The 23,567-nt window shown below is 59.2% G+C and carries 19 protein-coding genes; 8 read left to right on the top strand and 11 right to left on the bottom strand.

Translation table 11 applies throughout. The annotated features are described in order from the left end of the window. Positions 1–49: 49 nt before the first annotated feature. The 10 genes from GTU76_RS19280 to GTU76_RS19325 all read right to left on the bottom strand — a co-directional run bounded on the left by GTU76_RS19280 (position 50) and on the right by GTU76_RS19325 (position 12,858). Complete coding sequence (locus GTU76_RS19280; RefSeq protein ID WP_175555469.1) at positions 50–1,612, bottom strand: SpoVR family protein; 1,563 nt, start codon at positions 1,610–1,612, stop codon at positions 50–52. After that, the gene (locus tag GTU76_RS19285) at positions 1,609–2,880 is read right to left on the bottom strand and encodes a YeaH/YhbH family protein (RefSeq protein ID WP_007910114.1); all 1,272 of its coding nucleotides are present in this window, start codon (positions 2,878–2,880) and stop codon (positions 1,609–1,611) included. Before GTU76_RS19285 ends, GTU76_RS19280 begins: the two co-directional genes overlap by 4 nt. Positions 2,881–3,000: 120 nt before the next feature. After that, a complete protein-coding gene (locus GTU76_RS19290) occupies positions 3,001–4,923 on the bottom strand; it encodes a PrkA family serine protein kinase (protein WP_007910115.1) in 1,923 nt (640 codons plus the stop codon). Positions 4,924–5,220: 297 nt separating this feature from the next. Beyond that, on the bottom strand, positions 5,221–5,550 hold the full coding sequence (gene glpE / locus GTU76_RS19295) for a thiosulfate sulfurtransferase GlpE (protein ID WP_016983139.1): 330 nt from the start codon (positions 5,548–5,550) through the stop codon (positions 5,221–5,223). 33 nt (positions 5,551–5,583) lie between these two features. Next, positions 5,584–6,465 carry a symmetrical bis(5'-nucleosyl)-tetraphosphatase gene (locus tag GTU76_RS19300; RefSeq protein WP_175555468.1) on the bottom strand — a complete coding sequence of 294 codons (882 nt, stop codon included), beginning with the start codon at positions 6,463–6,465 and terminating at the stop codon, positions 5,584–5,586. Continuing rightward, positions 6,465–6,845, bottom strand: a complete 381-nt coding sequence (gene apaG / locus GTU76_RS19305) for a Co2+/Mg2+ efflux protein ApaG (RefSeq protein ID WP_016983136.1) — start codon at positions 6,843–6,845, stop codon at positions 6,465–6,467. Before apaG ends, GTU76_RS19300 begins: the two co-directional genes overlap by 1 nt. Positions 6,846–6,958: 113 nt before the next feature. Beyond that, entirely contained in the window at positions 6,959–7,777 is an 819-nt protein-coding gene (rsmA, locus tag GTU76_RS19310; RefSeq protein WP_016983135.1) for a 16S rRNA (adenine(1518)-N(6)/adenine(1519)-N(6))-dimethyltransferase RsmA, read from the bottom strand. Continuing rightward, positions 7,774–8,763: a 4-hydroxythreonine-4-phosphate dehydrogenase PdxA gene (pdxA, locus tag GTU76_RS19315; protein ID WP_180699352.1), complete on the bottom strand. Its 990-nt coding sequence runs from the start codon at positions 8,761–8,763 to the stop codon at positions 7,774–7,776. The genes rsmA and pdxA overlap by 4 nt, the downstream gene beginning before the upstream one ends. Continuing rightward, on the bottom strand, positions 8,760–10,082 hold the full coding sequence (gene surA, locus GTU76_RS19320) for a peptidylprolyl isomerase SurA (RefSeq protein ID WP_175555466.1): 1,323 nt from the start codon (positions 10,080–10,082) through the stop codon (positions 8,760–8,762). The genes pdxA and surA overlap by 4 nt, the downstream gene beginning before the upstream one ends. Beyond that, complete coding sequence (locus tag GTU76_RS19325; protein ID WP_016983615.1) at positions 10,057–12,858, bottom strand: LPS-assembly protein LptD; 2,802 nt, start codon at positions 12,856–12,858, stop codon at positions 10,057–10,059. Before GTU76_RS19325 ends, surA begins: the two co-directional genes overlap by 26 nt. A 130-nt stretch (positions 12,859–12,988) precedes the next feature. Here GTU76_RS19325 and GTU76_RS19330 point away from each other — a divergent pair, with 130 nt between their 5' ends. Genes GTU76_RS19330 through GTU76_RS19340 form a run of 3 tightly spaced genes read left to right on the top strand, consistent with a single transcriptional unit; the run spans position 12,989 to position 15,445 of the window. Beyond that, positions 12,989–14,008 carry an aminoglycoside phosphotransferase family protein gene (locus tag GTU76_RS19330; RefSeq protein WP_180699353.1) on the top strand — a complete coding sequence of 340 codons (1,020 nt, stop codon included), beginning with the start codon at positions 12,989–12,991 and terminating at the stop codon, positions 14,006–14,008. Next, entirely contained in the window at positions 14,005–14,676 is a 672-nt protein-coding gene (gene murU / locus GTU76_RS19335) for an N-acetylmuramate alpha-1-phosphate uridylyltransferase MurU (protein ID WP_175555463.1), read from the top strand. The genes GTU76_RS19330 and murU overlap by 4 nt, the downstream gene beginning before the upstream one ends. Position 14,677: 1 nt before the next feature. Continuing rightward, on the top strand, positions 14,678–15,445 hold the full coding sequence (locus tag GTU76_RS19340) for a DnaJ domain-containing protein (protein ID WP_180699354.1): 768 nt from the start codon (positions 14,678–14,680) through the stop codon (positions 15,443–15,445). A 126-nt stretch (positions 15,446–15,571) separates the two neighbouring features. Here the strand turns inward: GTU76_RS19340 and GTU76_RS19345 are convergent, their stop codons facing one another. After that, positions 15,572–16,555, bottom strand: coding sequence for an alpha/beta hydrolase family protein (locus GTU76_RS19345; protein WP_180699355.1), 984 nt, complete (start codon positions 16,553–16,555; stop codon positions 15,572–15,574). 73 nt (positions 16,556–16,628) lie between these two features. On the opposite strand from GTU76_RS19345, the gene GTU76_RS19350 reads away from it, so the two are divergent. From GTU76_RS19350 to GTU76_RS19370, 5 genes are all read left to right on the top strand, one after another. Beyond that, positions 16,629–19,025, top strand: a complete 2,397-nt coding sequence (locus tag GTU76_RS19350; RefSeq protein ID WP_180699356.1) for a PAS domain-containing sensor histidine kinase — start codon at positions 16,629–16,631, stop codon at positions 19,023–19,025. Between the two features lie 85 nt (positions 19,026–19,110). Further along, positions 19,111–19,740 carry a response regulator gene (locus GTU76_RS19355; protein WP_016983609.1) on the top strand — a complete coding sequence of 210 codons (630 nt, stop codon included), beginning with the start codon at positions 19,111–19,113 and terminating at the stop codon, positions 19,738–19,740. A gap of 267 nt (positions 19,741–20,007) precedes the next feature. Then, positions 20,008–21,132 (top strand): ABC transporter ATP-binding protein, encoded by a 1,125-nt coding sequence (locus tag GTU76_RS19360; RefSeq protein ID WP_180699357.1) that lies wholly within the window; start codon positions 20,008–20,010, stop codon positions 21,130–21,132. A gap of 48 nt (positions 21,133–21,180) precedes the next feature. Beyond that, the gene (locus tag GTU76_RS19365; protein WP_016983607.1) at positions 21,181–22,224 is read left to right on the top strand and encodes an ABC transporter substrate-binding protein; all 1,044 of its coding nucleotides are present in this window, start codon (positions 21,181–21,183) and stop codon (positions 22,222–22,224) included. Between the two features lie 93 nt (positions 22,225–22,317). After that, positions 22,318–23,565 carry an ABC transporter permease gene (locus tag GTU76_RS19370; RefSeq protein ID WP_122604300.1) on the top strand — a complete coding sequence of 416 codons (1,248 nt, stop codon included), beginning with the start codon at positions 22,318–22,320 and terminating at the stop codon, positions 23,563–23,565. The last annotated feature ends 2 nt before the right edge of the window (positions 23,566–23,567 follow it).

The following is a 23,567-nucleotide window of genomic DNA, read 5'->3' on the forward strand; positions in this document are numbered from 1 at the left end:
AGCCCGACAGGATAACCCTTGCGTCAGACTTTCGGAGGTCGGAACCGGATCAAAGATGAATGACGGCGAGGTCAAGTCGACCGTAATCCCCTTCGCTGTGGTCACTGCGTGGTGGAACGTGATGAGTTTTCATGATCTGGTCGCCTTGCAGGGTTTCCAGATGGATATCAAAGCCCCACAGGCGATGCAGGTGTTTAAGTACTTCTTCGGTGGAGTCTCCCAGCGGTTTACGATCATGCTGTTGGTGACGCAGGGTCAGTGAGCGGTCGCCGCGCCGATCAATGCTGTAAATCTGCACGTTCGGTTCACGATTGCCGAGGTTGTATTGCGCGGCCAGGGTTTCGCGAATGATCCGGTAGCCGGGTTCATCATGAATTGCAGGCACCAACAAGTCGTCCTTCTGATCGTCATCCATGATGCTGAATAACTTCAGATCACGGATCACTTTCGGTGACAGGTATTGCAGGATGAAACTCTCATCCTTGAAGCTGCTCATGGCGAACTTGATGGTCGATAGCCAGTCCGTACCGGCAATTTCCGGGAACCAGTGACGATCTTCCTCGGTTGGTTCTTCACACATGCGCCGAATGTCACGGTACATGGCGAAGCCCAGTGCATAAGGGTTGATCCCGTTGTAATAGGGGCTGTCGAAACCCGGCTGGAACACCACGCTGGTGTGCGAAGTGAGAAATTCCATCATGAAACCGTCGGTGACCAGGCCTTCGTCGTACAGGTCGTTCATCAGCGTGTAGTGCCAGAACGTTGCCCAGCCTTCGTTCATGACCTGGGTCTGGCGTTGTGGATAAAAATACTGGGCGATCTTGCGCACGATACGCACGATTTCGCGCTGCCACGGCTCCAGCAGCGGCGCATGTTTCTCGATGAAGTAGAGGATGTTTTCCTGCGGCTCGGCCGGGAAGCGCGCGTTGTCCCTGTCGCTGTATTTGTCCGCGCCTTTGGGAATGGTGCGCCACAGATCGTTGATCTGCTTTTGCATGTGCTCTTCGCGATCTTTCTGCCGCCGGCGCTCCTCTTCGGCGGAAATCGGATAAGGACGCTTGTAGCGATCGACGCCGTAGTTCATCAGGGCATGGCAGGAGTCGAGCAGGTCTTCCACCGCATCGATGCCGTGGCGTTCTTCGCACTGCATGATGTACTGCTTGGCGAACACCAGATAATCGATGATTGAGCTGGCATCGGTCCAGGTACGAAACAGGTAATTGCCCTTGAAGAAGCTGTTGTGGCCGTAGCACGCGTGCGCCACCACCAGCGCCTGCATGCAGATGGTGTTCTCTTCCATCAGGTAAGCAATGCACGGATCGGAGTTGATCACGATTTCGTAGGCCAGGCCCATCTGCCCACGGCTGTAGGATTTTTCGGTGCTGAGGAAGTGTTTGCCGTAGGACCAGTGGTGATAACCCAGTGGCATGCCCACCGAGGCGTACGCATCCATCATTTGCTCGGCGGTGATCACTTCGATCTGGTTGGGATAGGTATCCAGGGCATAGCGGGCCGCGATCCGGGCGATTTCGCGGTCGTAGGTCTGGATCAGCTCGAATGTCCATTCGGAGCCGGTGGAAATGGGTTGGCGCTTCTGCTCTTTGGCGGTCATGTCACTAACCTGCGCTGGAAGAGTTCACGGAAGACCGGATAGATATCCCCGGCCGAGACCAGTTGCTGCTGGGCAAAAGTGTCAGAAAAGGCTTCGGCGATGCGTTCGTACTCGTACCACAATGCCTGATGTTCGCGCGGGGTGATCTCCACGTAAGTGTAGTACTGCACAAACGGCATGATCTGGTTGATCAGGATGTCGCGGCAGATTGGCGAGTCGTCGTTCCAGTTGTCACCGTCGGAAGCCTGGGCTGCGTAGATGTTCCACTCGTTGCTCGGGTAACGCTCGGCCATGATCTCCTGCATCAGTTTCAAGGCGCTGGACACGATGGTGCCGCCGGTTTCCCGGGAATAGAAAAACTCTTCTTCGTCGACTTCCCGAGCGCTGGTGTGATGGCGGATGAATACCACGTCGATCTTGTCGTAATTCCGTTTCAGGAACAGGTACAACAGGATGAAAAAGCGTTTGGCGATGTCCTTGGTCGCCTGGGTCATGGAGCCGGAGACGTCCATCAGACAGAACATCACCGCTTTCGAACTGGGGTTGGGCTGTTTGATCAGCAAGTTGTACTTCAAGTCGAAGGTATCGAGGAACGGCACGCGATGGATGCGCGCGCTGAGCTTTTCGATTTCCGCTTCGAGTTCCTGAATATCGCCGAAGTTGTCCGGCTCTTCGCGTCTCAGGCGCTCAAGTTCTTCTTTGACTTCGCGCAGTTTTGCCCGACTGCTGCCAGACAGGGCAATGCGTCGCGCATGAGCCGAGCGCAGCGTGCGGATGATGTTGATGCGTGACGGGTTACCTTCGTTACTGATCCCGGCACGAACGGTCTTGAAGGTGTCGGTGCCGCTGAGGTTACGTTTGACCAGGTTCGGCAGTTCGAGGTCTTCGAACATGAATTCGAGGAATTCTTCCTGGGTGATCTGGAAGACGAACTCGTCCATGCCCTCGCCGGAATTGCCAGCCTTGCCGGGACCACGTCCGCCGCCACCTCCCGGTGGGCGGGCAATATGCTCGCCGGCGGTGAATTCCTTGTTGCCGGGATGAACCACGGTCTGCTTGCCGCCACGGCCGTGGTGAAGCACCGGTTCGTCGATGTCGCGACCGGGAATGCTGATCTGTTCGCCGTGTTCCATATCGGTAATGGAACGCCGGCTGACCGCCTCTTCGACAGCCTTTTTGATGTGGTCACGGTAACGCCGCAGGAAACGCTGGCGGTTCACCGTGCTCTTGTTCTTGCCATTCAGACGTCGGTCGATCACATAGCTCATACGTGGCCCTCCGGGCAGCTTCAAGTTGTGAGCTGCGAGCTGCAAGAAGAAGCGGTTGCCCATGGGTCAGGGTTCATCTGCTTTTTTCTTGCAGCCCGTAGCTTGAAGCTTGTAGCTGTTTTACTGCGATTTCCGGACCCGTAGGTACCATTCGGACAGCAGACGTACCTGTTTGTCGGTGTAGCCGCGTTCGACCATTCGAGTGACGAAGTCGTTGTGCTTTTGCTGATCCTCCTTGCTGGCCTTGGCGTTGAAGCTGATGACTGGCAGCAGATCCTCGGTGTTCGAGAACATTTTCTTCTCGATGACCACGCGCAGTTTTTCGTAGCTGAGCCAGGTCGGGTTCTTGCCGTTGTTGTTGGCGCGGGCGCGCAATACGAAGTTGACGATCTCGTTGCGGAAATCCTTCGGATTGCTGATGCCGGCCGGTTTCTCGATTTTCTCCAGTTCTTCGTTCAGCGCCACGCGGTTGAGAATCTCGCCGGTTTCCGGATCGCGGTACTCCTGATCCTGAATCCAGAAATCCGCGTACAGCACGTAGCGGTCGAAGATGTTCTGGCCGTACTCGCTGTAAGACTCGAGGTAAGCGGTCTGGATCTCCTTGCCGATGAATTCGATATAACGCGGCGCCAGGTATTCCTTCAGGTAGCGCAGGTAGCGCTCGCGGGTTTCGGCCTGGAATTGCTCCTGTTCGATCTGCTGTTCCAGCACATAGAGCAGGTGCACCGGGTTGGCGGCGATTTCATGCGGATCGAAGTTGAAGACCTTGGACAGGATCTTGAACGCGAAGCGGGTCGACAGACCGTTCATGCCCTCGTCGACGCCTGCCGAGTCGCGATATTCCTGGATCGACTTGGCTTTCGGATCGGTGTCCTTGAGGTTTTCGCCGTCGTAGACGCGCATCTTCGAATAAATGTTGGAGTTTTCCGGCTCCTTGAGGCGCGACAGCACGGTGAACTGCGCGAGCATCTTCAGGGTGTCAGGTGCGCAATGGGCTTTGGCCAGAGAACTGTTGAACAGCAGTTTGTCGTAGATCTTCACTTCGTCGCTGACGCGCAGGCAATACGGCACTTTGACGATGTAGATCCGGTCGATGAACGCTTCGTTGTTCTTGTTGTTACGGAAGGTGTGCCATTCCGATTCGTTGGAGTGGGCGAGCAGGATCCCGGTAAACGGAATCGCGCCAAGACCTTCGGTACTGTTGTAGTTACCTTCCTGTGTGGCGGTCAGCAACGGGTGCAGCACCTTGATCGGTGCCTTGAACATTTCGACGAATTCCATCAGGCCCTGGTTGGCCCGGCACAGCGCACCGGAGTAGCTGTAGGCGTCGGCGTCGTTCTGTGGGTATTCCTCGAGTTTGCGGATGTCGACCTTACCGACCAGCGCCGAGATGTCCTGGTTGTTCTCGTCACCCGGTTCGGTCTTGGCCACGGCGATCTGGTTGAGGATCGACGGGTACAGTTTGACCACGCGGAACTGGCTGATGTCGCCGCCGAATTCGGCCAGGCGTTTGGTTGCCCATGGCGACATGATGGTGTTCAGGTAGCGCCGTGGGATGCCGAAGTCTTCTTCGAGGATCGCGCCATCTTCGGTGGCGTTGAACAGACCCAGTGGCGATTCGAACACGGGCGAGCCCTTGATCGCGTAGAAGGGCACTTTCTCGATCAGCTGTTTCAGCTTCTCGGCCAGGGATGATTTACCGCCGCCGACGGGGCCGAGCAGATAAAGGATTTGCTTCTTCTCTTCCAGGCCTTGGGCGGCATGGCGGAAATACGAGACGATCTGGTCGATGCATTCTTCCATCCCGTGGAAGTCTTCAAAGGCCGGATAGCGACGAATCACCTTGTTGGAGAAGATGCGTGACAGCCTCGAGTTAGTCGAGGTGTCGAGCAGTTCCGGCTCACCGATGGCCAGTAATAGACGCTCGGCGGCGGAAACGTAGGCGCTACGGTCTTTCTTGCACAGCTCCAGGTACTCTTGCAGCGAGAGTTCTTCCTGGCGTGTGGACTCGAAGCGTTGTTGGAAGTGGCTAAAGATACTCATGACGTCACCTCGCTCGATACGTGGAGCCGACGCCGGATCACTCAGTCGATGCTGGCAAACAACCGTTTTGGCGGCTGTTTGTTTACCCCCCAGAACACTTCCGCGATCGACAATCGCGAAAGTCACTCCCGATGACCCGTGCGCCGGTGTACCGGCTCTCCCCTGTTTTGGATGGCCTGGGCTTAAGGATAGTTGGGAATTCGGGAGGTAAAGGGCAGATACGTAATTAGTTGTCTCTGACCGTTCGTCTGCCGCGCGCAGGCCCAAGGCAGCCGGGGCCTGCGCGTGACAAAAAAATTATTCGGCGGTGCCTTGCGCGGTTTCTGCAGGATAAGTCGTACGCCATAACTCAAAGCCGCCGTCCATGCTGTAGACGTCGGAGAAGCCTTGGCTGATCAGATAGGCCGCAGCACCCTGGCTGGAGTTGCCGTGGTAGCAGACGACGACGGTCGGGGCATCAAGGTCGGCGCCTTGAATGAAGGCGTGCAGAGAATGGTTGTCCAGATGCTTCGAACCGCTGATATGCAGAGCGGCAAAAGTCGCCGGGTCGCGCACGTCGACCACGACAGCACCTTGTTCACGCAGGGCCTGGGCCTGTTCCGGGGGGATTCGTTTGAATTCGCTCATGGCGGGTTCCTGTTGCTCGGCTGAAAGCGCAGTCTAACGCGGGACGCTGACTGGCGAAGTTTGGGGGATAAGTGGTGCGACAGTCGGGGCGAGGCCGCCGTGTTCATCGCATTTGCATGACAAGCGTTCACCGCTGTCGACATTCATCAGGGTCAGGCTGCCGCCCCAGACACAACCGGTGTCCAGCGCCGAGATACCTGGCTCATGGATATTGCCTTCGAGTGCTGCCCAGTGGCCGAAGATGATTCGCAAGCCTTTCGTTTTGCGCTCTTTATGCTGGAACCACGGTTTGTAACCGGCGGGCGCGGTGTCGAGGCCTTCTTTGCTCTTGAGGTCGAGCTTGCCCTCGGCGGTGCAGAAGCGCATGCGCGTGAAATAGTTGGTGATGACGCGCAGGCGGGTCACGCCTTTAAGGTCGTTGTCCCATTTCGCCGGGTCGTTGCCGTACATGCCGTCGAGGTAGGCGGGGAACAGATTGTCGTCACGCAGGGCGCTTTCGACTTCAGCGGCGCACTTCAACGCGCGGCTCAGGGACCACTGCGGCGGAATGCCGGCATGCACCATGGCGACATCACGTGTCTCGTCGTAATGCATGAGCTTTTGCTGGCGTACCCACTCGAGTAATTCAGCGCTGTCCGGTGCATCGAGAATCTCGCGCAAGGTGTCGGACTTCTTCAGGCGCTCGATGTTTTTCGCCGCTGCCAGCAGATGCAGGTCATGGTTGCCAAGTACGCAGACCAGCGATTGGCGCATGCCAAAGAGAAAGCGCAGGGTTTCCAGTGATTGCGGGCCACGGTTGACCAGATCGCCCACCAGCCACAGCCGATCAAGCGTCGGATCGAATGCCACTTGCTTGAGCAGGCACTTGAGCGGTTCGAGGCAGCCTTGCAGGTCGCCGACGGCATACGTCGCCATCAGTGCAGGGCTCCGGGCACTGCCAGGCGGAAAGGTTTGATGATGGCGTCGAAATGTTTGCCATCGTCGGCAACCATTTCGTAGGTGCCCTGCATGGTGCCGACCTTGGTGGTCATCACCGTGCCGCTACTGTAGGTGTGGCTTTGCCCGGCATTGATCAACGGTTGCTGACCCACGACGCCGGCGCCGCGTACTTCCTCGACATGGCCATCACCATCGGTGATCACCCAGTGCCGTGACAGCAGCTTGGCCGGAATCGCGCCATTGTTCTGCACGGTGATGGTGTAGGCGAAGGCGAAGCGGTCGTGCTCGGGTTGCGATTGGTCTGCCAGATAGCGGGTAACGACGCTGACATCGACCTGGTAACGGGAATCGGACATGCAAGGGGCCTTAAACGAAGCGGAACGCGGGGCGTAGCTGATGGGGAATCAGTCTAGGCAAGTATCGGGCAGTAAACCAGAGTGGCGTCCTGCCCGATAGCGTTCATCGCTTGTCAGTCGGCGGCGGGGGAGGCCGGGACCTGAATGGCGAGCTGGTCGGCCAAGCGTACGAACGCGGCCAGATCCAGTTGCTCCGGACGCAGGCTGCCATCGACGCCGGCGGCTTCGATCTCGGCATTGCTGAGCAATTGCTTGAGGGTGTTGCGCAGGGTCTTGCGGCGTTGGTTGAACGCTTCGCGCACAACACGCTCGAGCAACTTGTGATCCTTGGCCGGGTGCGGCAGCACGGCGTGCGGTACCAGGCGAACGATGGCCGAGTCGACTTTCGGCGGCGGGTTGAACGCGCCCGGGCCGACGTTGAACAGGTGCTCTACGCGGCAGTGGTACTGAACCATGATCGACAGACGACCCCAGTCACCGCCGCCCGGGCCTGCGGCCAGGCGCTCGACGACTTCTTTCTGCAGCATGAAGTGCATGTCGCGAATGATGCCGGCGTTGTTCAGCAGGTGAAAAATCAGCGGTGTCGAGATGTTGTACGGCAGGTTGCCGACCACACGCAGGCTGTTCGGTGCGGCGTTGAGCGTGTTGAAGTCGAACTTCAGTGCATCGCCCTGGTGCAGGTTGAAGTTGTTCTTGCCGGCAAACTGCTGGTTGAGGATCGGGATCAGATCCTTGTCCAGTTCCACCACATCGAGTTGCGCGCCGGAGTTGAGCAGGCCGGCGGTCAATGCGCCCTGGCCCGGGCCGATTTCCAGCAGGCGGTCTTCAGACTTGGCGCTGATGGAGCGCAGTATGCGGTCGATAACGCCGGCATCGTGCAGGAAGTTCTGGCCAAAGCGTTTGCGCGCCTTGTGTTGGTATTGCTCGGTCATAAACGGGTCTCGGCCATCTGGTAGGCGGTTTCCAGGGCGACTTGCAGGCTGCCGGTATCGATCTTGCCGCTGCCGGCCAGATCCAGGGCGGTGCCATGGTCAACCGACGTGCGGATGATCGGCAAGCCAAGGGTCACGTTGACGGCAGCGCCGAAGCCTTTGTACTTGAGCACAGGCAAACCCTGGTCGTGGTACATCGCCAGCACTGCGTCGCAGTGCTCCAGATATTTGGGGGTAAACAGAGTGTCGGCAGGCAGCGGGCCACGAAGGTCCATGCCCTCGCCGCGCAGGCGCTCTAAGGTAGGTTCAATGATGTCGATTTCTTCATGGCCCAGGTGGCCGCCTTCACCGGCGTGCGGGTTAAGTCCGCAGACCAGGATGCGTGGCTGGGCGATGCCGAACTTGTTTTGCAGGTCGCTGTGCAGAATCCGTGTGACCCGTTCCAGCCGTTCCGGCGTGATCGCATCGGCGATGTCGCGCAGGGGCAGGTGAGTGGTGACCAGTGCCACACGCAAACCGCGCGTTGCCAGCATCATCACTACTTGTTCGGTATGGGTCAGGTCAGCCAGAAACTCCGTGTGCCCGGAGAACGCGATGCCCGATTCGTTGATCACGCCTTTGTGAACGGGCGCGGTGATCATCCCGGCAAAATCGCCGTTCAGGCAGCCGTTGCCGGCGCGGGTCAGGGTTTCGAGGACGAAAGCGGCATTAGCCTTGTCCAGTTGCCCGGCAACCACGGGGGCGCTCAGTGGCGTATCCCAGACATACAGGCTGTTTGCGGGCGCCGGGGCGTCCGGCCAGTGATCGGGCGCAACATCCAGCAGATTGACGACCAGCCCCAGCTGCGCGGCCCGCTCAAGGAGCAGGTCGCGGCTGGTGATGGCAATCAGGGGATGTGGCTGGGCTTGCGAGGCGAGCAGCAGGCACAGGTCGGGACCGATGCCGGCTGGTTCGCCGGGTGTCAGCGCGAAACGCTGGGGTTTCACTGCGCTGCCTGGTCTGCACCAGGGAGTTTGATCTCTACGTACGCTTCGTCACGAATCTGACGCAGCCAGGTTTGCAGCTCTTCATCGTATTTGCGGTTACGCAGTACGGTCATGGCTTGCTGCTCGCGGGCCTGTTCGGTGCTGTCGGTGGCGCGACGGCCAAGGACTTCCAGAACGTGCCAGCCGTATTGGGTCTGGAATGGCTTGGACAGCTGACCTTGTGGGGTCTTGGCCATCACTTCGCGGAATTCCGGTACCAGTGCGTTCGGGTCGATCCAGTTCAGGTCGCCGCCGTTGAGGGCAGAACCGGGGTCTTCCGAATAGTTCTTCGCCAGTTCGGCGAAGTCTTCGCCGGCGACGATGCGGTCATACAGCGATTGAACCAGCGCTTTGGTCTTGGCTTCGTCGCGGATCGGGCTCGGCTTGACGAGGATGTGGCGCACATGCACTTCATCACGCATCTGGGCTTCGCCGCCACGCTTGGCCAGCAACTTCAGGATGATGAAACCACCTGGAGTGCGCGCAGGCTGAGTGATATCGCCGATGGCCATGCTGCTCAGTTCACGATCAAACGGTGGTGGCAGTTGCGCGGCTTTACGCCAGCCCATGTCGCCGCCTTCCAGTGCGTTGTCGCTGGCGGACTTGGCAACGGCCATCTGGCCGAAGTCGGCGCCTTGCTTGAGCTGCTGGTAAACCTCCATCGCCTGACGTGCGGCGTTCTGAATCGCTTCAGAGTTGGCACTTTCCGGGGTCGGGATCAGGATGTTGGCCAAGTGCAGTTCTTCGGACAGTTGCATCTTGCCCAGGTCGGAGGCGAGGAAGTTCTTCACTTCCTGTTCGGAGACCTGAATGCGCTCTGCCACGCGACGCTGACGGACACGGCTGATGATCATTTCCCGGCGGATCTGGTCACGTGCGTCGTCGTAGGACAGGCCGTCGTGAGCCAGTGCGGCGCGGAACTGATCCACGGTCATGTTGTTACGCTGGGCAATGGTGCCGACCGCCTGGTTCAGCTCTTCATCGGTGATGCGGATGCCGGAACGTTCGCCGATCTGCAATTGCAGGTTTTCAACGATCAGGCGTTCGAGCACCTGCTGATCCAGCACACCCGCAGGCGGCAGACCGCCACCACGCTTGGCGATGGTCTGCTGAACTTCGTGGACGCGTTGATCCAGTTGGCTCTGCATGACCACATCGTTGTCGACGATCGCTACCACTTTATCGATGGACTGTACTGCGGCGTTGGCCGCAGTACCCAGGAACAGCGCGCCCAACACCAGCGGGCGCAGACAATCAGAAAGCTTGGTCTTCACGTTCACGATAACCTTGAATGCCTTTGTCGAGGAAGCTCTCTACCTTGGCGCCGGTGAGGCCGCCGAGTCCCTTCAGAACAATTTGGAGGAAGATGCCATGGTCGCCTTTCTCGTTTTGCGGAGCTTCCTGGCTGAACTCGTCATAGGAAACCCAGTAACGGTTGATCAGGCGTAGTTTCCAGCAGCAGTTGTCGTACTCGAAACCACCGAAGGCTTCCAGGGTACGGTTGCGGTTGTAGTCATACTGCCAGCGGCTGATCGCGTTCCACTGTGGAACGATCGGCCAGATGACCGAGAAGTCATGCTGCTGGATCTTGTAGTAATCCTTCACGTAGCCAGGCGTGCCAGGGGTACCGTAGTCGCCACCGCCCACAGTCCACTTACCGGTGTTCTGGTCGTAGCGAACCTGGTCGTTGCGATAGCGATAGCCGACGTTGATAACCTTGTTCGGGTTGTCTTCCGGCTGGTAGTGGAACATCGCGCTGCCGGAACGCGGGCTGCGGCTGTCCGGATCCCAGTTGTAGTCGGCAGTGGTCCGCCAATCGCGGTTCCAGCGGTATTCGTATTCCAGAGCATATGGCGAGACGTTGGACTTGGCGTCGTCACGATCGTTGAATGCGATGCCTGGCAGTTGAACCTTGCGATCCTTGAAATACAACGCCTGGCCTACGCTGATGCGTTGACGTTCAAAACCGTCATCTTCGATCCAGCGGCTGGTCACGCCCAGCGACAGTTTGTTCTCGTCACCGACACGGTCGGAGCCGGAGAAGCGGTTGTCACGGAACAGCGATGCATAGTTAAAGGTGTATTCGCTGGTATCGAACACTGGAATATCTTCCTGGTCGACCTCAGGTACATAGAGATAGAACAGGCGTGGTTCCAGAGTCTGACGGTAGTTTTTGCCGAAATACTGGGTATTGCGGTCGAAGTAAAGGCCACCGTCGATGCTGGCGATCGGTACGCCACGGTTCTGGTTACTGTCGAATTCACCGTTGAGTTTCTTTTGCTCTGCAGTCATCGCATCGATCTGCGATTTGCCGGTGTTGTCCAGGTCAAGCTGATACTGGGTGTACTGATATTTCAGCGATGGCTTCAGGAAGCCATAAGTCCAGTTCATTGGCAGGCTGACACCCGGCTTGAGATTCAAGCGGTCGCCATTGGCACGTGCCAGACCTGTGATGTTGTTGTCCAGACGCGACTCGGTTGTGACGCCATCTTCCTGTACAAACGTGCCGCTTCTCAGATCACGGTCGAAACGGACGAGCTCAGTCTCGTAATCGAAGTTCAAGCCTTCCGGATGATACGGCAGTTGACCGTTGAAGGTGATCTGCGGCAGACGGTCGTAAGGCGTGATGTTCGAAACGGTGGCCAGTTGATACGCCTGGGCGTTCAGACGCGCAGTGTAGCTGTCACCACGATAGGTGATCGAACCCTGCTGGTTGACGAAGTCTTCGCTCTTGACGCCGATCTGGTCGGTTTGCAAGTCCTGGAAATAATACGGATCGCTGATCTTGGTGTAGTCAACCTGGGTGAACACGCGGGAGTCGAGACCGCCCTTGTGTTGCCAGTTGTACATGTAGCGAGTCTCGTTGTAGTCGGACTGACGCTTGCGATCATCGTCTTCGTCATTCAGATACGCCGCACCAAACTGACCTTCACTCGACTTGGTCAGGTAACGGAACTCACCTTCCACCAACATGCCGCGCTTGCTCATGTAACGCGGGTACAACGTGGCGTCATAGTTCGGCGCCAGGTTGAAGTAGTACGGTGTAACCAGCATGAAGCCGGTATCGCTGCCGCTGCCGATGGTCGGCGGCAGGAAGCCCGACTGGCGACGGTCGTCGATCGGGAAATAGATGTACGGCGTGTACAGAATCGGAATGTCTTTTACGCGCAGCGTCACGTTGGTCGCGGTACCGAAGCCGGTGGCTGGGTTCAAGGTAATGTTGTTGCCCTTGAGCTGCCAGGCGTTGCTGTTCGGTTCGCACGTGGTGTACGTGCCGTCTTTCAGGCGGATGATCGCGTTTTCTGCACGCTTGGCGTACAGCGCGTTACCGCGGATGCGCGATTTGTGCATCACGTATTCAGCGTTGTCGACCTTGGCTTCACCGGTGTCGAGTTGCACATCGGCGTGATCGCCGACGATCAGCGCGCCGTTGTCACGGATACGCACATCGCCATTGAGTTCGGCGCGGCTCTCGGCCTGATACAGGCTGGCCTCGTCGGATTCGACCTGCATGCTGCCCTGACGCAGGACGACATCACCGGCCAGCGTACCGACTTGATCATCGGTGTTATAGCGCGAGGCTTTCGCGCCGATAAAGGTCGGGGCGTCACTTTTATTCGTCTTGTCATTCATGCCAGGACGAATCGGTTCGATATAGGCACCAGAGCAGTAAGGTCCGGTCTCGGCCAATTGAGCGGCGGTGAGCTTCTCGCGCGGAACCCAGTCGAGGTGACTGAAGTCTTCGCTACGGGACTTCAGGCCGCGGCCCTTGGCTTCGGTGACCAATGCCGTTTTAGGGGCTGTGTCGGCAGTCGAACCGTTCTCGCTCGCCGCTTCGCCGGTGGCACTGACGGCACTGCCGTCATGCACTGGGCGCGGCGGCAACGCAGCAGCGGTTGATTTGGGCGCACAGGCCCAACCACCCGAAGCCGAGACGGAGCAGTCATACTGCTCGGCGGCAACAACGAATTGACTGGCCAGAGGTTGCATAGCCAGCAGACTGCCGGTTACCAACAACGGAAATTTTTTACGAAACGCGGGGGATTTCAATGCCATCTTATTAGTCCGGGCTTCCTGCGTGCCATCTGCCCGCGGTGTGGGCCGCACGCCTCTCGATGGTCTGAAAAAGATGCTGGATAATAAAGCATGACCCGCTTGACGGCTAGCGCCGTCGGAGACCCTTGCAATGCCTGACCAAGATGTACGCTTGCAACACCTGAAAGTTTGGCTCGATGAGCAGTTGGCAACCCTGTTTGCAGATCAGGGCTGGGGCGCCGTGCCCCCGGCCACGTTGACTGCGGCCAGCAGCGACGCGAGTTTCCGCCGTTACTTCCGTTGGGAAGGAGAGGGTCGCAGCTTTGTCGTGATGGACGCGCCGCCACCCCAGGAAAACTGCAAACCGTTCGTGGATATCGCCTTTTTGCTGGCGAAATCCGGAATAAATGTGCCGAAAATTTATGCCGAAGACCTCGAGCGCGGTTTTCTTTTGCTCAATGACCTGGGCAACAAGACCTATCTCGACGTGATCGATGGCGAAAATGCCGATGCTTTGTTCGACGATGCCCTGCAAGCGCTGCTGGCTTTTCAGCAGTTGCCGATGGTTGCGCCGTTGCCGAGTTACGACGTGGCGTTGCTGCGCCGTGAACTGGAACTGTTCCCCGAGTGGTATGTGAAGCGTGAGCTCGGCATCGAGTTCGACGCGGTCCAGCAGCAACAATGGCAACATATCAGCGACCTGTTGATCGACAGCGCCCTCGCGCAGCCCAAAGTGCTGGTGCACCGTGACTACATGCCGCGCAACCTGATGCTCAGCGAGCCGAATCCCGGTGTGCTGGATTTCCAGGATGCGGTTTATGGTCCGGTGACCTACGACGTGACCTGCCTGTTCAAGGATGCCTTCCTCAGCTGGCCTGAAGAACGTGTACGCGGCTGGCTGGAAAGTTATTGGCAACAAGCCTCGGCGCTGAACATCCCGGTGCAGCCTGACTTCGAAGATTTCCTGCGCGCCAGTGATCTGATGGGCGTGCAGCGTCACCTGAAAGTCATCGGCATCTTTGCGCGTATCTGTCACCGCGACGGCAAGCCGCGTTATCTGGCCGACGTACCGCGTTTCTTCTCCTATATAGAAGCGGTGATTGCGCGTCGCCCTGAACTGGCGGAGCTGCAAGCGCTGTTCACCAGCCTGCGGGGCGGAGCGCCAGCATGAAGGCAATGATTCTGGCGGCAGGCAAAGGCGAGCGCATGCGCCCGCTGACCCTGACCACGCCGAAACCGCTGGTACGTGCGGGTGGCGTGCCACTGATCGAGTATCACCTGCGCGCTTTGGCGGCCGCAGGATTCAACGAGATCGTCATCAACCACGCCTGGCTCGGTCAGCAGATCGAAGATTACCTGGGGGACGGTTCGCAGTTTGGCGTGAGCATTCAGTACTCGCCGGAAGGTGAACCACTGGAAACCGGCGGCGGGATTTTCCGCGCGCTGCCGCTGCTCGGCGATGATGCCTTTCTGGTGGTCAACGGTGATATCTGGACCGATTACGATTTCAGCGTGCTGCATCAGCCGATCAACGGGCTCGCGCATCTGGTGCTGGCTGACAATCCGGCGCACCACCCGAACGGCGATTTCACACTGATCGACGGTAAGGTGCACGACGGCCAACCTGACGCGCAAACCCTGACCTACAGCGGCATCGCCGTACTTCATCCGCAACTGTTCGATGGCTGCAGCGACGGTGCTTTCAAACTGGCACCGCTGCTGCGCAAGGCCATGGCGGCTAGTGAAGTCACGGGCGAGCGTCTGAAAGGTCACTGGGTTGATGTCGGTACGCACGAGCGTCTGGCCGAAGCTGAAACCTTGATAGAAGCGAGTCGCTGACATGTTGTGGCCAGGGACTCTGATTGGAGCCGGAGCGGGTTTTGCAGTTGCCAGCATTCCGGGGGCCATGCTTGGGGCATTGTTGGGGCAGGCGCTGGATCGGCGTCTGCACTTGCAGAGCTGGGGGCATCTGCGGGAAAAGCTCGGCGGTAAGCCGATGCTGCGCAATGATGAATTGTTGTTCGTGTTGCTCGGTCGTCTGGCCAAGAGCGACGGTCGCGTCACCGATGGGCATATCCAGCAGGCGCGAAACGAGATGCGTGCGCTGGAGATGAGCGAACCGGCGACACGTCGGGCGATTGCCGCGTTCAACCGTGGCAAGTCCGGCAGCGACAATCTGCGCGGTTATCTGCGCCGCCTCAGTGTCCAGCCGCACGCCAGCGAAGGTGTGTTGCGCGCCTGTTGGCGGATGGTCTGGGCCGATGGCCGCGCGGGTGTCAGTGAGCGTGAATTGCTGGCGCAGTGGGGCAAGTGGCTCGGCTGGACGACGCATCAGGTGCAGGCATTGGCCAGTGATTACGAGCCGGGCAAACGACCGATCGTCAGTGCTGCAGTGAGTTATCAGGAGGCGATGCGTTTATTGGGCGTGTCGGCGTCCAGTGAACCGGCGCAGATCAAGCGCGCTTATCGGCGCCTGCTCAGTCGTCATCATCCGGACAAGATTGCCGGGTCAGGGGCGACGCCAGTGCAGGTGCGTGAAGCAACCGATAAAACCCGTGAGCTGCACAATGCCTACACGTTGATTCGTGAGCGGCGGGATTTTCGCTAACCGTTAGAGCTGTGTTGCCAGTGATGGCCCCTTCGCGAGCAAGCTCGCTCCCACATTGGATCTGCGTACACAATCCATTGTGGGAGCGAGCTTGCTCGCGAATGAAGGCGCCTCGGTCTTATTCGGTCAGTCCGTGTTCTGCGGGTTCAACCAGCCACGCACCCGGCGGAACAACTGTTCCTGCTCAGCCTTGTTGTCTGGCAAGGCTCTGAGCGCGACCTGGCTGAACGCCGAGGTCTTCAAGCGCTTGCTCGCCTGCATGCGCTCCAGCGCCGCGTTGCGATCCAGCGGCTTGTCCATGTAGAAAATATCGGCCGTCGGCAATTTCAGCGTTGGCGTCAACTCGGCCAACGCCGGTTTTGCCTTGGCCGGCATCTGCGCATCGACCATGACAAATTTCTCCACCTGCGCCGTTTGTTTTTCGCTCAGGTATCGCGCGGCCCAATAGGCGCCCGTGCCGTGTCCAAGCACAACAATACTGCGTGCGCTCTGCTGCTCGGCGTAGGCAAGCGCGGCGTCGATGCGCGCGAAGATGCGTTCGGCGTCAGCCTTGGATTGCTCTTCAGTGGTTTCGGCGACTACTTGATCCGCCACTTCGGTTTCACCGCCAGCGGCCTGCTCGATCGGCTGCGCGGTGGTGGCGTCTTTGCTGCCGGACTCCGGCGCTTTCGGCACAGCGGGCGCTTCGACGACACGCGCCGCGATGGCATCGCTTTGCAGGTCGGGCAGCGTAATACTCAGGCTGCTCCACTGCGCATCGGGCAATTTACGCCGCAGCGGGCCGATTGCCTGTGGCCAGTCAGCGGTTTCGCCAGCGCCAGGAATGATGATCACCGCACCTTTGGGGTCGGCGGTGTTGGCCGGTTTCCACAGGGCGAGGAAGGTGTCGCTGCCGGCCTGCAACTGTTGCTGTTCTTGCGCCGGAACTTGACGTTCCAGTGCGGCGGCCTCTTCCTGACTACGCTCTAGCAATGGCTGGCGTTCGGCCGGTTTTTCTTCTGCCGGTTTTTCCGCCGCAGGGGCGGGGTCGGCGGCGTTGACGGAAAACGCACAAGGCAGGATCAGCGACAGGCACAATGCTGGCAGTGCCAGGCGGTAAACAGAGGGCATCGGTTATTCCAGGCCAGAAAGTATCCCGGCAGCCTAATGGGTTGGTCAGAATTTGTCAGTGTATGAGACTTCAATGAAGCGATTTTGCTGCCTGTGGGTTATCGGCTGTTTATGGTTTCCCTTGATGGGCTGGGCGGCGCCTGCGCCGCCGTCTCATCTCGCACAGTTGTCGGCAAGCCAGCAGCAATGGCTGGCGCAGCACAGTGAATTGCGCGTCGGCCTGGTGTTGCAAGCGCCGTATGCGCAATACGACCGGCGCCTGCAACGGCTGTCCGGGGCCAACGTCGAGCTGATGAAGTTGTTGGCCAAGGCGCTCGACGTCGAATTGAGCTGGCGCAATTTTCAGGATCTCGCACAACTGGAAACCGCCGTGCGCGAGGGCGAGGTCGATATCGCTCCGGGCCTCAGTCAAACCCCGAGTGCGCTGCGCCTGTGGCAATTTTCCGATCCGTACATGCGCGTGCCACAACTGGTGGTCAGCGACCAGAAAGCCAGTGGTGTGGTCGATCTGGAGAAACTCGACAGCCAGACCCGCGTCGCCGTGCGCATGCCCAGCAGCACCGCCGACTATCTGCGCGGCAACTACCCCCATCTGAATCTGCAAGGTGTGCCGCTGGAGCGTCAGGCGTTGCAGTTGCTGTTGAGTCAGCAGGCTACTTACGCTGTGGTCGATGAGGCGCAACTCGGACGGTTGTCGGCGGAACCGGAGTTCGCCGAGTTGGTGGTGGTCGGCGACATCGGCCTGCCGCAACTGCTGCGAGTCGGCTCACGCCGCGATTGGCCAGAGTTGGCCGGCATCGTCCAAAGCGCCTTGCGTGCAGTCCCCGCCAAGGATCTGGAGCAATTGCACAGCCAATGGCTGCAACCGAAATATCCGCGGCTGTCGGAGTCACGGGGGTTCTGGCAGAACCTCAGTCTGTTGTTCGCGGTAATGCTGCTCAGTTGTGTCGCGATCGTATTCTGGCAGCGCCGCCAACAGCACAGCCTCGAACAGCGGCTGCTGGCCGCGCGGGAAGACATCGCCTTGCGCGCGGCCAGTGAAGAAGCGCTGCGGTTGACGCAGTTCTCCATCGATCAAAGCACTGTCGGCATCCTCTGGGTCAACTGGGACAGCCATGTGCGCTACGCCAATCGCGCGGCGGAAGTCATGCTCGGTTATCCCTCAGGCGGATTGATCGAGCGACCGCTGATCGACTTCGAACCGGGCCTGCACATGGATCGCTGGCTCAACCTGTGGAAGCGCGCGCGTGCCAGCGAAGAAGGGCCGCTGAGTTTCGAGACCAGTTGCGTGCGCGCCGATGGCAGTGTTTTACCTGCGGACGTGTCGCTGAGTTTTCTGCGTTTCCGCGACAGTGAATATCTGGTGGTGTACCTCACCGACGTCACCGACCGCCGTCGCGCTTTGGCGGCTTTGCAGGAAAGCGAGGCGCGTCTGCAAGGTATCGCCGCCAACGTGCCGGGGCTGGTGTTCCGTCTGGAGCGGGCGCCAGTGACTGGGCAGATCGACTTTGCCTATATCAGTGAGGGCAGTGAAAGTCTGGTCGGCTACGCACCGGCCGCTATCGCTCATCGCGACATGGGCCTGCGCAGTCTGGTGCATCCCGACGACAAGGCCAGTTATCACCGCACTCAGGATCAGGCGCTGGACACCGACAGCGACTGGTCATGGCAGGGCCGAATCCTCACGCGTCAGGGCGAACAGCGCTGGGCCGAGATCAAGGCGATCACCCGGCAACTGGAGGATGGCGCTTACGTCTGGGATGGCATCGTCTGGGACATCACCGAGAGCAAGCGTATCGAGTTGGAGCTGGCGGCATCGCGTGAGCAACTGCGCGAACTGTCGGCGCACCTTGAGAGCGTGCGTGAAGAAGAGAAGGCGCGCATTGCTCGCGAGGTTCACGATGAATTGGGGCAAATGTTGACGGTGCTGAAGCTGGAAACATCGATGTGCGAACTGGCCTACGCGCAACTCGATCCCGGTCTGAATGAACGGCTAAACAGCATGAAACGCCTGATCGCGCAGTTGTTTCAATTGGTGCGCGATGTGGCGACGGCGCTGCGCCCACCGATTCTCGATGCCGGGATCGCTTCGGCGATCGAATGGCAGGCGCGGCGATTTGAAGCGCGTACACAGATTCCGTGTCTGGTGCAGGTGCCGGACAATCTGCCTGCGCTCAGTGATGCCAAGGCGATTGGGTTGTTTCGGATTTTGCAGGAGGCGCTGACCAATGTGATGCGGCATGCCCAGGCGCATACTGTGGAACTGACGCTGGCGCTGGAAGGCGACGAAGTGTGTCTGACGGTCAGTGATGATGGCGTAGGATTCGTCGCCACTGCCGGTCGGCCGACTTCGTTTGGTCTGGTGGGCATGCGTGAGCGGGTGCTGATCATGGGTGGGCGGCTGGTGCTGGAGAGTGAACCGGGGGAGGGCACCAGTCTGGTGGTGCGGGTGCCGGTGAGTGAGGTTTGAAGACTTGTGGTGTTTGGGCTGACGCTATCGCGAGCAGGCTCGCTCCCACAGGGATTGGTGTGTACCTGAAATCTGGAGAAAAGATTTGATTCGTGTACTGGTAGCCGAAGACCACACCATCGTCCGCGAAGGCATCAAGCAATTGATCGGCCTGGCCAAGGACCTGCAAGTGGTGGGCGAGGCGAGCAACGGTGAACAACTGCTCGAAACCCTGCGCCATATTCCGTGCGAAGTGGTGCTGCTCGACATTTCCATGCCCGGGGTCAATGGCCTCGAAGCAATTCCGCGCATCCGGGCACTGAACAATCCGCCGGCGATTCTGGTGTTGTCGATGCACGACGAGGCGCAGATGGCAGCGCGGGCGCTGAAGGTCGGCGCGGCCGGCTATGCGACCAAAGACAGTGATCCGGCGCTGTTGCTCACCGCCATTCGCAAGGTCGCGGCGGGTGGACGTTATATTGATCCGGATCTGGCGGATCGCATGGTGTTTGAAGTCGGCCTGACCGATACACGGCCGCTGCACTCATTACTGTCCGAACGCGAATTCTCGGTGTTCGAACGCCTGGCCCAAGGCGCCAATGTCAACGACATTGCCCAGCAACTGGCCTTGAGCAGCAAAACCATCAGCACTCACAAGGCGCGGCTGATGCAGAAGCTCAACATCACCTCACTGGCCGAACTGGTCAAATACGCGATGGAACACAAACTCCTCTAAAGATCACCGCGATCAAAACTGTAGGGGATCTCCTTAGCGCCAGAAATTTTGGGCATATCTGTTAGCGACACGCGCTTTTGCTTGTTCTTGCAGCTTGCAGCTCAACCCTCGCCACTGCCTTATCCATCAGCGCCATCCTTGTAGGGCAATCCCTACCCCCAACCTTCCATCCGGCTGAGGCGATTCTCTCCTGCGCCCCGATTTGCGCGCCTGTCAGCAGCCACTAGGCTTAACCCACAAGCAGTCATCAACAACAAAGGTGTGGGTATGAGCCAGGTCGATACAAACGCAGGGGCCAGTGATGTGCTGGTCAGCTTTCGTGGAGTGCAGAAGAGCTACGACGGCGAGAACCTGATCGTCAAAGACCTCAACCTGGACATTCGCAAAGGCGAATTCCTCACCCTGCTCGGGCCGTCCGGCTCCGGCAAGACCACCAGCCTGATGATGCTCGCCGGATTCGAAACACCAACCGCTGGCGAGATTCTGCTGGCCGGGCGTTCGATCAATAACGTGCCGCCGCACAAACGTGACATCGGCATGGTGTTCCAGAACTACGCGCTGTTCCCGCACATGACCGTGGCGGAAAACCTCGCGTTCCCGCTGACCGTGCGTGGCCTGAACAAAAGTGATGTCAGCGACCGCGTGAAGAAAGTCCTCAGCATGGTTCAGCTCGACGCGTTCGCCTCGCGCTATCCGGCGCAATTGTCCGGTGGTCAGCAGCAACGTGTGGCGCTGGCCCGCGCGCTGGTGTTCGAGCCACAACTGGTGCTGATGGATGAACCCCTTGGCGCCCTCGACAAACAACTGCGTGAACACATGCAGATGGAAATCAAACACCTGCACCAGCGTCTCGGCGTGACCGTGGTCTACGTGACCCACGATCAGGGTGAAGCGCTGACCATGTCCGACCGTGTCGCGGTATTCCATCAAGGCGAAATCCAGCAGATCGCCCCACCGCGCACCCTTTACGAAGAACCAAAAAATACCTTCGTCGCCAATTTCATCGGCGAAAACAACCGCCTCAACGGCCGTCTGCTCAGTCAGACCGGCGAACGTTGCGTGGTCGAGTTGGGCCGTGGCGAAAAGGTCGAGGCGTTGGCGGTCAATGTCGGCCAGACCGGCGAACCGGTAACCCTGTCGATCCGTCCGGAGCGCGTCAGCCTCAACGGTTCGAGCGATCAATGCGTTAACCGCTTCTCAGGGAGGGTGGAGGAATTCATCTATCTGGGCGACCACGTCCGGGTGCGCCTGGAAGTCTGTGGCAAGACCGACTTCTTCGTGAAACAGCCGATTGCCGAGCTCGATCCCGCGCTCGCCGTCGGTGACGTGGTTCCGCTTGGCTGGCAGGTCGAGCACGTTCGCGCGCTTGATCCGCTTTTAGAGGCGAACTGATCGCCCCGGCAATACCAACACCAACCCTGCACGTGGAGAGAACAATAAATGTTGAGATCCCTGAAGTTCACCGCCCTGACCCTGGGCCTGATGGGTGCGGCCAGCGCAATGGCCGCTGGCCCGGATTTGACCGTGGTGTCGTTTGGCGGGGCGAACAAGGCGGCGCAAGTCAAAGCCTTTTATGCACCGTGGGAAGCGGCGGGCAACGGCAAGATCGTCGCCGGCGAATACAACGGCGAAATGGCCAAGGTCAAAGCCATGGTCGACACCAAGAGCGTGTCGTGGGACCTGGTGGAAGTTGAATCGCCAGAGCTGTCCCGTGGCTGCGACGAAGACATGTTCGAACAACTCGACCCGGCGCTGTTCGGCAAGACTGAAGACTACGTCAAAGGCGCGATTCAGCCTTGCGGCGTGGGCTTCTTCGTTTGGTCGACCGTACTCGCTTACAACGCCGACAAGCTGAAAACCGCACCGACCAGTTGGGCGGATTTCTGGGACACCAAGAAATTCCCGGGCAAGCGTGGTCTGCGTAAGGGCGCCAAGTACACCCTCGAATTCGCGCTGATGGCCGACGGTGTGGCGCCGAAAGACGTCTACAAGGAACTGGCGAGCAAGGGCGGTCAGGACCGTGCGTTCAAGAAGCTCGATGAGCTGAAACCGAACATCCAGTGGTGGGAAGCCGGCGCACAACCGCCGCAATACCTGGCCTCCGGTGACGTGGTGATGAGCTCGGCCTACAACGGTCGCATCGCTGCCGTGCAGAAAGAATCCAACCTGAAAGTGGTGTGGAACGGCGGTATCTACGACTTCGACGCCTGGGCCATCCCGAAAGGTCTGGACGCCAAGCGTGCCGAAGCGGCGAAGAAGTTCATCGCTTACTCGGTACAGCCGCAGCAGCAGAAGACCTACTCGGAAAACATCGCCTACGGCCCGGCCAATACCCAGGCTGTGCCGCTGCTGGCCAAGGACGTCCTGAAAGACATGCCGACCACCCCGGAAAACATCGCCAACCAGGTGCAGATCGACGTCAGCTTCTGGGCTGACAACGGCGAGCAACTGGAGCAGCGCTTCAACTCCTGGGCTGCGAAATAACCGAGGGCTCGCTCCCACATTTGGATCTGTGTGCATCAATCGATCGAGGTGGTTCACCACCTCTGTAACGATCAAAGATTTGCGGAGTACGTCATGGCCATCGCCGTTCCCCTGAACGAGGGCAACAGCCCCACCTTGAAGCAGAAGCTCAAGCGCGCTGAGCGGGTCAACCGCTGGAAGGCTCAAGCGCTGATAGCTCCGCTGGTGCTGTTTCTGTTGCTGGTGTTTCTGGTGCCGATCGTGGCGCTGCTCTACAAAAGCGTCGGCAACCCCGAAGTGGTCGGCGGCATGCCGCGCACCGTGGCGGCCATCGCCAGTTGGGACGGTCGTGGCCTGCCCGCTGAACCGGTCTACAAAGCTGCCGGCGAAGACCTCGCCGAAGCGCGCAAAAACCAGACGCTGGGCGATCTGTCCAAGCGCTTGAACATGGAGTTAGCCGGCTACCGCAGCCTGCTGACCAAAACCGCCCGGGCGCTGCCATTCGCCAGTGAACCGGCCTCTTATAAAGAAGCGCTGGAAGCGCTCGACGAACGTTGGGGCGACCCGGCCTACTGGCAAGCGGTCAAACGCAATACCAGCAGCATCACCCCGTATTACCTGCTGGCGGCAGTCGATCACCGTATCGACGACCTCGGCGAAATCGCCCCAGCTACACCGGATCAGGCGATCTACCTGGACATCTTCGCCCGCACCTTCTGGATGGGCCTGGTCATCACCGTGATCTGCCTGCTGCTGGCTTATCCACTGGCTTATTTGCTGGCGAACCTGCCATCGCGACAAAGCAACCTGCTGATGATTTTGGTGCTGCTGCCGTTCTGGACCTCGATTCTGGTGCGCGTCGCCGCGTGGATCGTGCTCCTGCAATCGGGCGGCCTGATCAATAGCGGTCTGATGGCGATGGGCATCATCGATAAACCGCTGGAACTGGTGTTCAACCGCACCGGTGTGTACATCTCGATGGTGCACATCCTGCTGCCGTTCATGATTCTGCCGATCTACAGCGTGATGAAAGGCATCTCGCCGACTTACATGCGTGCAGCGATCTCCCTCGGCTGCCACCCGTTCGCCAGTTTCTGGCGGGTGTACTTCCCGCAGACCTACGCCGGTGTCGGCGCTGGCTGCCTGTTGGTGTTCATCCTTGCCATCGGCTACTACATCACCCCGGCGCTGCTCGGCAGCCCGAACGATCAAATGGTCAGCTACTTCGTCGCCTTCTACACCAACACCAGCATCAACTGGGGCATGGCCACCGCACTCGGCGGGCTGTTGCTGCTGGCGACGGTGGTGCTTTATCTGATTTACAGCTGGCTGGTCGGCGCCAGTCGCCTGCGCCTGAGCTAAGG

Origin of the sequence: Pseudomonas crudilactis, from assembly GCF_013433315.1 — a bacterium.
GTDB lineage: Bacteria > Pseudomonadota > Gammaproteobacteria > Pseudomonadales > Pseudomonadaceae > Aquipseudomonas > Aquipseudomonas crudilactis.

Coding starts and splice junctions, on each gene's coding strand:
- GTU76_RS19300 (WP_175555468.1), bottom strand. CDS start 6,465: ATGGCGACGTATGCCGTCGGCGACCTGCAAGGCTGCCTCGAACCGCTC.
- GTU76_RS19345 (WP_180699355.1), bottom strand. CDS start 16,555: ATGCCCTCTGTTTACCGCCTGGCACTGCCAGCATTGTGCCTGTCGCTG.
- GTU76_RS19290 (WP_007910115.1), bottom strand. CDS start 4,923: ATGAGTATCTTTAGCCACTTCCAACAACGCTTCGAGTCCACACGCCAG.
- GTU76_RS19280 (WP_175555469.1), bottom strand. CDS start 1,612: ATGACCGCCAAAGAGCAGAAGCGCCAACCCATTTCCACCGGCTCCGAA.
- apaG (WP_016983136.1), bottom strand. CDS start 6,845: ATGTCCGATTCCCGTTACCAGGTCGATGTCAGCGTCGTTACCCGCTAT.
- murU (WP_175555463.1), top strand. CDS start 14,005: ATGAAGGCAATGATTCTGGCGGCAGGCAAAGGCGAGCGCATGCGCCCG.
- GTU76_RS19350 (WP_180699356.1), top strand. CDS start 16,629: ATGAAGCGATTTTGCTGCCTGTGGGTTATCGGCTGTTTATGGTTTCCC.
- GTU76_RS19325 (WP_016983615.1), bottom strand. CDS start 12,858: ATGGCATTGAAATCCCCCGCGTTTCGTAAAAAATTTCCGTTGTTGGTA.
- GTU76_RS19360 (WP_180699357.1), top strand. CDS start 20,008: ATGAGCCAGGTCGATACAAACGCAGGGGCCAGTGATGTGCTGGTCAGC.
- rsmA (WP_016983135.1), bottom strand. CDS start 7,777: ATGACCGAGCAATACCAACACAAGGCGCGCAAACGCTTTGGCCAGAAC.
- GTU76_RS19340 (WP_180699354.1), top strand. CDS start 14,678: ATGTTGTGGCCAGGGACTCTGATTGGAGCCGGAGCGGGTTTTGCAGTT.
- GTU76_RS19365 (WP_016983607.1), top strand. CDS start 21,181: ATGTTGAGATCCCTGAAGTTCACCGCCCTGACCCTGGGCCTGATGGGT.
- glpE (WP_016983139.1), bottom strand. CDS start 5,550: ATGAGCGAATTCAAACGAATCCCCCCGGAACAGGCCCAGGCCCTGCGT.
- GTU76_RS19330 (WP_180699353.1), top strand. CDS start 12,989: ATGCCTGACCAAGATGTACGCTTGCAACACCTGAAAGTTTGGCTCGAT.
- GTU76_RS19285 (WP_007910114.1), bottom strand. CDS start 2,880: ATGAGCTATGTGATCGACCGACGTCTGAATGGCAAGAACAAGAGCACG.
- GTU76_RS19370 (WP_122604300.1), top strand. CDS start 22,318: ATGGCCATCGCCGTTCCCCTGAACGAGGGCAACAGCCCCACCTTGAAG.